This is a genomic window from Streptomyces phaeoluteigriseus (assembly GCF_001896135.2).
GTDB lineage: Bacteria > Actinomycetota > Actinomycetes > Streptomycetales > Streptomycetaceae > Streptomyces > Streptomyces phaeoluteigriseus.
Genome location: NZ_MPOH02000009.1, coordinates 98,571 through 110,866 on the forward strand (window position 1 = coordinate 98,571; position 12,296 = coordinate 110,866).

The window sequence follows — 12,296 nt, forward strand, 5'->3', positions numbered from 1 at the left end:
AAGGTTGACGGACTTCGTCTGCGGGGAGGGTGCGACACGAGTGACGTCCCGCGTTCGAGCCCGGAAGCACCCCGCCGCTTAATTCACGGTGTGAGTTAAACCTCAAGTGAAGGTCGCGTCAAGGCCCCGGTCCCATGTAAGTTGCGTCCAGGACACTGAGGACGAGGGGGCAGGGTGAAGATGCGCAGCGGCCGTACGGTGCGTGACCTGCGGCGCGAAAATCGCACTGCGGTGTTGGAACGGCTGTATTTCGACGGCCCCCTCAGCCGCTTCTCGCTCGGCCCGGTCACCGGGCTCAGCTCGGGCTCGGTGAGCAACGTGGTCTCCGAGCTGGTCGCCGAGGGCCTGGTCGAGGAGGCCGGCAGCGTGGACTCGGCCGGCGGCCGCCCCCGCACGCTGCTGCGCGTCAGCGCGCACAGCGGCTACATGATCGGCGTGGACGTCGGCGAGACGCGGGTGCGGATCGAGCTGTTCGACACGGCTCTGACCGAACTCGCGCGGGTGGAACGTCCGTTGGCGACCGAGAGTCCCCGGCGGGTGGACCGCTACGACGTCGGTGTCGTGGTCGGTCACCTCCGCAAAGGCATCCCCGAGGTTTTGGACCTGGCCGGCATCCCGGCGGAGCGGCTGCTGGGCGTCGGCATCGGAGTGCCGGGCATCGTGGCCCGGAGTGCGCAGGACGGCGCGTCGTGCACGGCCAGACCATCGGCTGGGACACCGTCCCGCTGGAGCGCCTGCTGCGCGAGTCCCGGCTGCTGCCCGAGGCCGTGCCGTACTACATCGACAACGGCGCCAAGACCCTCGGCCAGGCGGAGATGTGGTTCGGGGCCGGGCGCGGGGCGCAGAGCGCGGTGGTGGTCCTCTTCGGCTCCGGTGTCGGCGCCTGCGTCGTCACCGACGACATGCGGTCCGGCCAGGCCCTGGAGTGGGGACATCTGACCGTACGGGTGCGGGGCCGCAACTGCCGCTGCGGTGCGACGGGCTGCCTGGAGGCGTACGCCGGCGCGGAAGCGCTCCTGGAACGGTGGGCGGAGGCGGGCGGGCGGCCACCGGCCGACGCGGACGAGGAGACCGCCCTGACCGCGATGCTCGCCGCCGCCTACCCCGTCCCCGACGCCGAGGGAGCCACCGCGCCGGCCGACGCGACCGCGCTGGCCGTGCTGGAGGAGACCGCCGAGTACCTGGGCGCCGGCTTCTCCGACCTGATCAACCTGTTCCAGCCCGAACGCATCCTCGTCGGCGGCTGGGCCGGACTCCAGCTCGGCCGGCGCTTCCTCGACACGGTGCGGACGTACACCGCTTCGTACTCGCTGAAGTACCCGGGCGGGCGCGTCGACATCGATCTGGGCACCCTGGGGCCGGACGCCGTCACGGTCGGAGCGGCGATCCTGCCGCTCGCCGCGTTCTTCGCCCGCGGGGGCCGCCGCGCCGAGGCGGCCCCGGAGCAGCAGAGCCCCGCGTGGCAGACCAGCCTGCGGGAGCGGGCGGCGCAGTGAGGGGTCTCAGCCGTGGAGGGCCGGGGGCTCGACCGTGACCTCGCCCTGCCACCGCAGGTCTCCCGCCGACCTGCCCGCCATGAACCGGTAGGGCCCGGGCTCCACTGCCCAGGCATGCTCGTCCTGCGACCAGTGACGCAGGGCGCGGGGCGCCACCTCCACCTCGGCGGTCACCGTCCGGCCCGGCTCCGCGCGGACCGCCGCGTATCCGGCGAACCAGCGTACGGGCCGCTCCACGGCCGACTCCGGTCGCGCGGCGTAGATCTGGACGACCTCCCGTCCGGCACGGGTCCCCGTGTTGCGCAGGTGTACCCGCACGCTGAACGCCTCGCCCGCCGTGACCTTCGCCGGCGCCTCGACGCCTCGTACTCCCAACTGGTGTAGCCGAGTCCGTGGCCGAACCAGAAGGCGGGCGCGCGGCCGGCCCGCAGCCAGGCCCGGTGGCCGATGTGCAGGCCCTCGGCGTAGTGGAGACGGCCCTCTGCGGGTCGCGTGCGCGTCACCGGCATGTCCGTGAGAGACGCACCCCAGGTCGTCGGGAGGCGCCCGCCCGGTTCTTCGAGGCCGAACAGTACGTCGGTGAGCCCCGCGCCCGCCTCCTGCCCGGGGAACCACGCGAGCAGCAGCGCGCCCACGTCCTGGCTCCACGGCATCTCGACCGGACCGCCACTGTTGACGACGACGACCGTGCGCGGGTTGACCGCGGCCACGGCCCGCACGAGGTCGTCCTGGCGCCCGCCGAGGGAGAGGTTCCTGCGGTCGTACCCCTCGGTCTCGTCGTGCTCGTCGGTGCCGACGACCACGATCGCGGCGTCGGCCTCCCTGGCCGCCTCCACCGCGGCGGCCGTAGTGCGCTCGGCGTCTGGCTGCGGGGACGCGGCGGTGACCACGGTGGCACGACCGCTGCCGGGGAGCAGTTCGCGCCGCGCCGTCACGAGCACGGGCCGCTTCGAGGTCAGCTCCGTCGAAGCCTGCTGAACGGGCGGGTTGACGTGGACGACCGCCGGGTCGTCCGTCTCGCGGGGGAACACGCCGTCCAGGACGGTGTGTCCGTCGACGGTGAGCGTCATCCGGCCGAAGCCGCCGACGCCGAACGTCCACGTTCCCTGCTGCCGCGGTCGCAGCAGCGCGCTGATCTCCACCGTGTGGGCGCCCGGCGGCAGGTCCGGCTCCAGTTGCCGGCCCGAGAGGCGGTGCTCGGCGTGCAGTTCCCGCCCCGACTCGTCCAGGACGCGCAGCAGCACCCCGGGGGCGCCCGAGCGCGGGTCGCTGCACCCGTCGGTGCCGAGCGGTGCCGCGGCGCCGCCCGGGAGCGGGCAGGGGACATGCACCACCCGGGCCCGGCCGCGCAGACGGGACCGGATGCCGGCCAGCGGGGTCACCACGTCGGAGGGAAAGACGCCGGCGCTGCCGCCGCCCTGGGTGCGGGGTGACGCGGCATGCGCGCCGACGACCGCGACGCTGGACAGCTCCGCCGGATCGAGCGGAAGCACCCCCCGGTTGGCCAGCAGGACGGAACCGGCCGCGACCGCCCTGCGCAGCAGCGCCCTGGTCCGCTGCGAGCGCTGCACCGGCGCGCGGTGCCGAAGGTACGGGGTGAAGGCGCCCACCCGGCCGGCGAGCCGCAGCAGCCGTCTGACTTTGTCGTCCACGGCGTCCTGCGCGACCCGTCCGTCCTTCACGGCCTGGACCAGCTCCGCGCCCCAAGGGCTCTGCGGGCCGGGCATCGCCAGGTCGAGGGCCGCGCGGGCCGGCTCCTCGGTCGACCGCAGGGCACCCCAGTCGGACACGACGACTCCGTCGAACCCCCACTCCCCCTTGAGGGGGTCGTCCAGGAGAGGGTGAGCCGTCATCGTCGCGCCGTTGACGGAGTTGTAGCCCGCCATGACGAGCCACACGCCCGCCTCGACGGCCGCCTCGAAAGGCGCCAGGTACACCTCGCGCAGGGCCCGCTCGGACACGCGCACGTCGACGGTCAGCCGGTCGGTCTCGGAGTCGTTGGCGACGTAGTGCTTGGCCGTGGCGGCCACGCCATGGGCCTGGATGCCGCGGATCAACGCGGCGCCGGTACGGCCCGTCAGCTCGGGGTCCTCCGAGAAGCACTCGAAGTGCCGGCCCCCGAGCGGGGTCCAGTGGAGGTTGAGCGTCGGGGCCAGCACCACGTCCACGCCCTTGCGGACGGCCTCCGCGGCCAGCAGCCCTCCGAGCTCCTCCACCAGTTCCTCGTCCCACAGGGCTCCCAGCGCCGACGCGGAGGGCAGCAGCGCGGAGGGGCGTCGCTCGTCCCACGCCTCACCCCGCACGCCGGCCGGCCCGTCCGACAGCACCATCTCCCGCAGTCCGATGTCGGCCTCCCCCGCCGTGCGCCAGGTCGTCGCACCGGTGAGCAACCGCGCCTTCTGCTCAAGGGTCAGCCTGCCGATGTGCCGGTCGAGCGTGCTGTCGTCCACGTCCCGCCCCTCTCTCCCAGTTTGCTCGGTCATGGCCCCTGCCGGTGGTCGCCGGACAGGGCAGAGGGCCCGGCCGCCCCCGCGTGAGCGGGAACGGCCGGGCCCCGGTGAATCCGGTCGGTCAGGGCAGCCGGTAGTCCGCGTTCAGGACCGCGCCCCGCTCCGGGTGGTACAGGTCGTAGCCGCGCGCGTCGCACTGGAAGCCGCCCACGATGCAGTGGTCGACCAGCGCCTTGAGGGTGCGCTCCTCCCACGCGTTGAAGAAGTCGTAGTGGAAGGAGTAGCCGCGCCCGCTGGCCAGGCGGACCTGGCTCATGTCGCCGTTGGCCGGGAAGGCCATCTTGAACTCGATCATCGGCACGGCGACCGGGTGGGAGGCCGGGCACATGTTGTCGTTGGTGCCGGGCTTGACGACCGGGTAGGCCATGTGGCTCTTGTGGTCGGGTGTGTCGAGGTACTTGCCGTCCCAGCAACTGGGGGCCTGCATACGGATGTTGAGCTGTACGTCGGGCCGGCTCGGACAGCTCGCCGGGATATCGACGTTGAAGAAGCTGTCACCGCATTCCCAGCCCTCGACGAAGCCCCGGTGTCGGCGGAACTCGTCGGCGCTCTGCGTCGGGTCGCCCACGACGAATCGCAGCCCCTTCGGGAAGGGTCGCACGCTGGTGTAGTCGGTGACACCGGCCTTGTAGTAGATGACCTGCGGTCCCACCGGGAGGATCTTCCTGTCCCCGTCGTACAGGGACGGCATCCAGTACGCGGAGCCGTCGGCGGGTGCGAGACACCTGGTGTCGCCGCCGTATAGCGAGTTGGTGGTGCTGTGCGCGTCGGTCGAGGTGTTGCCCATGAAGGTGTGGTCGTGGGACCTGCCCGACTGCCCCGGGTACACGATCGGGTCGTCCGGCGCGGTGTGCGTGACGGAGCAGTTGGCCTGGAACTCCTTGTGGTACCGCGGCGGCGGAGTGTGCGTGGACGGTGTGACGCCGACGACCTGAGGGACGGCCGGTATGTAGCCGTCCCCGTCGGGGTCGTCGGCGGACGCCCGGGTCGACACGGCCGTCGTGTGCCCGGTGTGGCCGTCAGCCGGGGCGGAACCTCCCGGACCGGCCGCGGTGGCGACCGTGCCCAGACCGAGCAGCGAGGCGATCAGAGCGCTGCCGAGAAGGAGCGCGGAGAGCTGTTTCGAACACCATCTCATGGAGGGCCTCCAGCCCATAGGTGGGGGATGGTGACCCGGCAGGGGGCTGAGCGCTGCCCCCTGCCGGGGGCCTGGTGTGGTGCGTGCGTCAGCTGTAGACGCCGAACTCGTGCAGCGAGTAGCCCCAGCCCGTCCCCCTGGCCGTCAGGTGAAGACGGACGTGCCGTGCGGTCGCCGCGACGTCGATGGTGTCGATGTCGCCGTCGCCGGTCGTCGTGGAGTGGACCGTGCGCCAGGTGCTTCCGTCGTCGGACACCTGGACCTCGTAGGACTTCGCGTAGGCCGGGTCCCACTGCAACTGGAGCTTGCGGAGCGCGGTGGGGGCGCCGAGGTCGACGCGGATCCACTGGGGGTCGCTCCAGTCGCTGGCCCAGCGGGTGTCGGCCCTGCCGTCGGTGGCCTTGGCGGGCTCGCAGGGGCACTCGCCGTACGACGCCTGGAAGGAGGAGGCGGTGGTCGGCCTGTTCAGCGCCACGTTGGTGCCGGTGACCGGCGGGGCGACTACCTTCACCGACTTGGTCTCGATGCCGGCGTTGCCGCGTCCGTCCTCGGCCTGGATGTACACCTTCCACACGCCGAGCTTCTCGGGCGCGGTGACGGCGAAGGCGCCGTTGCCGGTGGAGCGCCAGCGGGCCTCGATGAGCCGCTTGTCGCCGCTCGCGTAGTTGCCACTGAGGAAGATCTTGTACGTGATCGGGTCGCCGTCGGGGTCGCGTACGTCGGCGTTCACGCTGAACTCGCCGCCCGCGGGGGCCGAGGAGGCGGCGCCGACGGCCATGTTGGTGATGACCGGGGGCGTGTTGTCGCCGCTGGTCGACCCGGTGTAGGCCTTCTTGACGGCGTAGTACGACAGGCGCTTGAGGCCGTCGGGCACGAGGTTGAACCAGACGCCGCCGAAGTCGTGCTCGATGCCGTAGTGGAAGAGGGTGGCGCCGAGTGCGACGCCCCGGTGGCCGGTGACGCAGTTCCACGCCTGGGTGTAGCCTTCCGCCTTCTGCACGTCGGTGGGCTCGTCGGGGACGCCGTTGGCGTCGTCCGGCACCTCCCATTCACCGGCCGGGCCGCCCTCGGTGATGATGTACGGCTTGGTGTAGCCGCCCGCCTCCCAGTCCTTCTGCACGTTGCAGATGTCGCCGTAGGAGTTCATCGAGTACAGGTCGAGGTCGGGCGCGTTGCGCTTGTAGTAGGGCCAGGCGCCGGTCCAGGCGTCGGTGGAGGTGACCGGGTGGTCCGGGTCGATCGAGTGGATCTTCTTCGCGACGTCGTTGACGAAGGAGGTGTAGGCGTTGCGCTGGGCCTCCAGCTCAGTTCCGCCGTAGCAGTTCTGCAGACCGAGCACGGATTCGTTGCCGACGTTCCACATCAGCGTGGCCGGGTGCGCCTTGTAGGTCTCCACCCACTTGGCGAACTCGGTCAGCATGTTGTTCTTGTACGTCGTGTCGGTCACGTAGTTCACGCAGCCGCCGCTGCCCGGACCGCCGCCCGGCTGGAGCCAGAAGCCGTTGATCACGCGGATGCCGTGTGCCGCCGCCGAGTCGAGCAGCGGCTTGGTGCCGCCGTCGGTGCCCCAGGTGCGGATCGTGTTGACGCCCATCGACTTCACGTCCGGCATGTACCGGGGTGCGTCGGCGATGGCCGGCCCCAGGTCAGTCCCTTCACGGTGTACGGCTGCCCGCCGACGGTGAGCTGCCAGTTTCCCTGCGAGCCCGCCACCCGGACCGCGCCTCCCGCGGGGGGCGGGGTGGTGTCGTCCGTGTTGCCGTAGACCTGGAACTCCCAGAGGGAGTAGCCGTAGCCCCCGGGCCGTTCCGTTCCCAGCATCCGCACATAGCGGCCGGTGCCCGACAGGGCGAGGTCGTCCGTGCCGCCGTCGCCGCCGGTCACGGTCCTCAGCGTCCGCCAGTCCGTGCCGTTGTCGGACGCCTGGATCTGGTAACTCCTGCCGTACGCGGCTTCCCACGTCAGGACGGCGCGGCTGAGAACGGCGCTGCGGCCCAGATCGACCTGGAGCCACTGCGGGTCGCTCCACCGGCTCGACCAGCGGGTGCCGGTGAGATTGCCGTCGACGGCCGCCGACGCGGCGTACGCGTCGCCCTCCTGCGACGAGGCGGTGGCCGGTTTGCCCTGCGACAGCAGGGTGTCGGCCGCCTGGGCGGTCGGGGCGGTGAGCGTGAGCGACGACGCCACCAGCGCGCCGAGGGCCAGCAGGGACAGGCCCGCGTGGCGACGGGTGGGGGTGGTGGAGGGGGGAGGGCTGGACACATCTGCTCCTGGCAGGTCGAGGTGCCGGGTGGGGAGCGCTCACCAGGGGGGTCCCCGGCCCCCGTACGGCGCGTGGCCGCGCTCGCGCGCCCGGTGCGGGCGGCGCGGGCGCGGGGCTTCGGGGTGGTGGTGCCGGGCGGTCAGGGTTCAGGCGCCCAGCCGTGGGGCCCTCCGTCCGGGGCGCGGGGTGTCACCCGGACCGGAGGGGAATCGGTGTCGGCCGCCGCCGGATCGTCCGGGCGGCCGGCGGACGGGGTGTCAGGGGAACGACACCAGGGTGGACGGCACGGTCGTGGTTCCTGCGGGGACCGTGGACGCTCCCGTGTCGTTGATGACGTGGTTGTAGTGGCCCATGCCGCCGAGCGACACCACCAGCAGGCTGTGGAACCTGATGCCCGGCTTGACCGGGGTCTTGAAGCCGTGGTGCTGGCGGATGGACGGGTCGACGTTGTAGTTGCAGTAGCTGCCCAGGCCCCATGCCTCGTGGGTGTCGACGGAGTCGTCGACCCGGTAGGCGGCGTAGCCCTGGGTGGAGCCGTTCTGGATGGCGGCCTGGTTGGGCGCGTCGTACGCCTTCTCGTTCTGGTAGAAGATCGTGCGTCCGCGCTCGCCGTACCACTCGACGTCGTACTTGTTGAAGTGCTCGACGAACAGGCCGGTGGCCAGCACGTCGTCGCCGTTGACGCGGACGCCGTAGTCGGCGCGGTTGGTCTCCCAGCCGACGCCCTCGCCGTGGTCGGCCCGCCACACCCAGGTATGGTCGATGATCGTGTCGTCGCTGTTGACGACCATGCTGGTGGTCGCCTTGCCCGCGCCCGCCCCGCCGATCCGGATGTAGACGTCCTGGACGGTGGTGGGGTTGGCGGCGTGGTCGGCGGAGGCTCCCTGCGGGCCGACCTCCAGCAGTGTCGGGGAGTTGACCTGACCGGCGTCGATGAGGAAGCCGGCCAGCCGCACGCCGTCGACGTCGGAGACCTTCATCGCGGTCACCCCGTTGTCCGGGATGATCGTGGCCAGGCCGAGGCCCAGCACGATGGTGTCGGCCCGGTCGACGTTGATGGTCTGGTCGACGTGGTAGACGCCCGGGGTGAACAGCAGGTGCAGGCCCTGGGCGAGTGCCTGGTTGATGGTGGCGGCGGTGGCGCCGGGCTTGACGACGTAGAACTTGCTCAGCGGGATCGACTCGCCCTGCGGGGTGCCGCTCGCCCAGGTGGTACCGCGGGCGTTGGTGCGCTTGGCCGGCGCGAACACCTTGTACTCGTTGCCGTCCAGGTAGAGGAACGGCTTCTCGCGGGAGATGGGAGTGGTGTTCAGGGTCGTGTAGCGGGGCTCGGGGAAACTGGAGGCCGGGGCGCCCTCGACGCCCGAGAAGACCTGGTTCCACACGGAGTTGGACCAGCCGCCGATGGCGCTGTCACGGGTGTACCACTGCTGCTGCGAGTAGTTGCCGACCTGGCCGTCGATCTTCGAGTCGGCGATGTAGCCGCCGCTGGCCCAGCCGTAGCCGTTCGGCGCGAGGTTCAGCCCGCCCTTGACGTGCATACGACGGAACGACGCCGCCTGGGAGACCGCCCAACGGTTGGTCCCGTTCACCGGGTTCAGCGCCAGGTTCTCGGCCGCCCGCCAGAAGTTCTGTGTGGCGTTGCCGTTGAACCAGCCCGCGTCGACCGTCACGTCACCGTTGATGGTCGTGTCGTCGGGCTTCAGCCCGAGGCCGGCGATCTGGGTGTAGAAGCCGATCTGGGCGTTGAGGTTGTTGTACGTGCCCGGCTTGAACAGGAACGCGTGCCGGCCGCTGCCGAACTGCGCCGACTCCTGCTGGCGGAACACCTCGTCCAGCTTGGCCTGAATGCCCGGCGTCGAGGGGTCGAAGACGTGCACGTTCGGGCCGAGGTCACCGCCGCCCGGCAGCTGCGGGCCTCCGGTGCCGACCTCGCCGTACACCTTGAACTCCCAGAGAGAGTAGCCGTACTGGGTGGCGCGGGCGGTGCCGTACATCCGGACGTAACGGGCCTCGCCCGACACGTTGATGGTGTCCGTGCCGCCGTCGCCGGTGGTGGTCTGGTGAGCCGTCGACCAGTCCGTGCCGTTGGTGGACAGCTCGATGCGGTAACCCTTGCCGTACGCCACCTCCCAGTCCAGGACGACCTGGCTCACCTTGGCGGTCGCGCCGAGGTCGAGGCGGATCCACTGCGGGTCGGAGTGGGCGCTGGACCAGCGGGTGCCGGAGTTGCCGTCGACGGCGTCGACGGCCGGCGTGCCGCCGTGCTCCTGGCTGGAGGCGGTGACCGGCTTGCCCTGGGACAGCAGCACGGGCGCGGCCTCCGCCTCTTGGGCGGGGGCGAAGGTGAGAAGGGTGGCGGCGAGGGCCGTGACCACCGCGCCGACGACGCCTCGGCGTGCGGATCTGCGAGGTGGCGGCAGCACCACTGACGGTATGTCAACCAGGGGCATGCGGGGGCTCCTTGGAAACGAGAACGACATGGGGAGAGCGCTCTCGGGAACCTTGCCGGTAACGAGACGGGGCGGTCAAGGATCTGTCACCACTTATCTTTCATCTTTCATTAAGTTGCAGTTGAGCGCACGTGCGCTCTGGGCACGGTCCGGTGCGGCACCGCTGGGGCCCCGGGCCCTCACCGATCAGCCGCGCCGCCGCTACGGCCGGGAAGGTTCCCGGAGGGTTACCGTCAGCAGGCGTGGCATACGGTGAACGGCGCGCTTGCGCAGGGCGAGTTGACCTTCCGCCAGTCCGGACAGGAACCCGTTCTGCCGACGCCAACGCCGTGGACGGCGATCCAGGTACCCGCTGGTCCAGCGCCCTCACCGACCCCCTCCCGGGTCGGGCTTGGTTCTCGCCGAGGAGTTGAACTCGTCCTGTCAGACGATCCGGGGCGGGTCGGCGGGGTCCGGCGGCAGCGGCACCGGGGGCTTCGGCGTTCATTGGGATGACCACGACACCGTTAGCGTCCAGCTGGACGGCGCCACCGTTTCGCCACGACGCGTAGAGGTTCACCTGGACGCGGCCACCAAGCCCCCGGCGACCGCTGTGCACCAGCAGCCGCCGGGGCTTCTCGGTTTTTGAAACCCGACACCCCCGGTCTGCGTCCTCGGCTCACCGCCCCGCAAGCCCGCCCCGGTACGGGCGCGGCCATGCCGCGCGGCCGGACAGATGGCCGGGATAACCGCGATCGTCCTACACGACCTGGGAAGCCGCCGGGAGTCCCGTGCCTGGTCGCCACCGCCGCCCGGGCCGCCGCCGAATCCGGCAACAACCGGATGCACGCCTGGGTCCTCGCCGCGAGGAAAGCAGCATATGAGCATGCCGCCCACCATCGACCAGCGGGCGACCACCGGGCGACCACCGGGCGACCACCGGGCGACCAGTTGCAGCCTGGCCCATGCCTACTGGCCGGCGATTGCTGAACCCTCGCCTGTACCCGGAACGTCAGCAGCTCGTGTTGAGCCGAAGCACGATAGTTGTCACACAGGCAGGCTTGTCGTCACCGGCGGAGCTGCGGGCCTTGTCGATTGCTCTGCCGAGCTGCTCGGCGTGTGCGTCGAGCAGCGGCTCGAGGTGGGTTCTTTGCCGCTGGAACAGCGGGTCGCAGTCTTCCTCGGTCGCCGCCGCACCTCTGCCTGCCAAACCCCGCAGGGCGCGCCGCAGCTCCACGGCGGGGTCGTGCCCGAGCGCCGACTCCACTTGCTCCCACGGCATATCGTCCAGCGCCTCAAGCGCTACGTCCGCCACTCATGCCCCGTGACCTCGGCGAATCGGCTCCCCCAAGACATTCTTGCAAGGCGCGGTTTCCCGGGTGCGTTGCTGGACGCGGCGCTTGAGTGTGATGTTCTCGGAGGTCGGACGGCGTGGACTGGTCGCCACCCACGTGTGGCTGGGGCACGTACTTCGCCGCCTGTCCCTCCACCGAAGCCAGACAGTGAACGACACATCAGGCGGTGGAACGGGCATGGACACTGACGGCGTAGCCGTCGCCTGGACGGTAAGGATCGCCGGCCCAGGTGGCGAAACGCTCCCGCAGCGTCAGTCCGGCGTCCGTGCACCAGTGGTCGAACTCCGTCAGCGCCACTGTCGGTTCCGGCAGGGGCAGGTGTTCCGCGTCCAGTCCCATGCCGGTGATCAGCAGACCACCGGGCCGCAACACGGCGGCAAGTTGCCGCACAACCTCCGGTTCGGTACCGGGGGCCAGCAAGGGGATCACGTTTCCCGCGGCGAGCGCCAGGTCGAAGCCTGTTTCCAGACCGAGGCTGTCCAGATGTGTCAAGTCACCGTGGAGCCACTCCTGCGTGGGGGCGTGGCGGCGGGCGACGGCGAGCATCGAGCGGTCGACGTCCACGCCCGTGCAGTGGTGACCCAGCTCGGCGAGTCGATCGCGATCCGCCCGGTGCCGCAGCCCGCATCGAGGACCCGAGCGGCAGGTAGCAGCAGCGCGTGGCAGAAGCTGGCCTCACCGTGGATGTCCTGGCCTGACTCTGCGAGCCGCTCGAACCGCCGGGCGTAGTCCTCACCTGCTTGTCCGCCCGTCAGTTCCGCCCAGCGGTCTCGTTGGCCACTCATGGTCTGCGCGCCTTCCGGTAGACAGGACAAGGACAGTGCCCATCGCCTCCCCCACCACCTCCGGAGCGGCGAGCAACACAACCCTAGTCACATCGACGAAGTGAGCGAGTTGATGCCACTGACGTCTCCGCCCTGGGCGATTGGCTGCACCCCCGAATGGCCCGTTCCGCGGCTCGGCACATACCAAGACCGACACCGTTGCAGTGTCTATCGGCAACGCGCTGTCGGGTGAGCCGTAGCGGACCCGCGCGTCACAGTACTGGGCGGCGTCTGCGGCCACTGTGCGCGGAAGTCGGCTGAACCCACCGCCGCCCGCG

The 12,296-nt window shown here is 70.9% G+C and carries 3 protein-coding genes and 4 pseudogenes; 1 reads left to right on the forward strand and 6 read right to left on the reverse strand.

What is annotated here, in order from left to right:
* Nucleotides 1-180: 180 nt before the first annotated feature.
* Nucleotides 181-1,496: pseudogene (locus BM536_RS08260) on the forward strand (ROK family protein).
* Between the two features lie 6 nt (nt 1,497-1,502).
* On the opposite strand, the pseudogene BM536_RS08265 reads toward BM536_RS08260, so the two are convergent.
* The 6 genes and pseudogenes from BM536_RS08265 to BM536_RS08295 all read right to left on the reverse strand — a co-directional run bounded on the left by BM536_RS08265 (nt 1,503) and on the right by BM536_RS08295 (nt 11,979).
* Nucleotides 1,503-3,979 (reverse strand): annotated as a pseudogene (locus BM536_RS08265) (glycoside hydrolase family 3 C-terminal domain-containing protein).
* 88 nt (nt 3,980-4,067) lie between these two features.
* A complete protein-coding gene (locus tag BM536_RS08270) occupies nt 4,068-5,144 on the reverse strand; it encodes a DUF1996 domain-containing protein (RefSeq protein ID WP_073492444.1) in 1,077 nt (358 codons plus the stop codon).
* 88 nt (nt 5,145-5,232) lie between these two features.
* A pseudogene (locus tag BM536_RS08275) lies at nt 5,233-7,406 on the reverse strand (discoidin domain-containing protein).
* Between the two features lie 258 nt (nt 7,407-7,664).
* Nucleotides 7,665-9,860 (reverse strand): discoidin domain-containing protein, encoded by a 2,196-nt coding sequence (locus tag BM536_RS08280; protein ID WP_094102758.1) that lies wholly within the window; start codon nt 9,858-9,860, stop codon nt 7,665-7,667.
* 991 nt (nt 9,861-10,851) lie between these two features.
* Nucleotides 10,852-11,154 carry a hypothetical protein gene (locus BM536_RS08290; RefSeq protein ID WP_073492437.1) on the reverse strand — a complete coding sequence of 101 codons (303 nt, stop codon included), beginning with the start codon at nt 11,152-11,154 and terminating at the stop codon, nt 10,852-10,854.
* 199 nt (nt 11,155-11,353) lie between these two features.
* Nucleotides 11,354-11,979: pseudogene (locus tag BM536_RS08295) on the reverse strand (class I SAM-dependent methyltransferase).
* Nucleotides 11,980-12,296: the final 317 nt, after the last annotated feature.

Coding starts and splice junctions, on each gene's coding strand:
- BM536_RS08270 (WP_073492444.1), bottom strand. CDS start 5,144: ATGAGATGGTGTTCGAAACAGCTCTCCGCGCTCCTTCTCGGCAGCGCT.
- BM536_RS08280 (WP_094102758.1), bottom strand. CDS start 9,860: ATGCCCCTGGTTGACATACCGTCAGTGGTGCTGCCGCCACCTCGCAGA.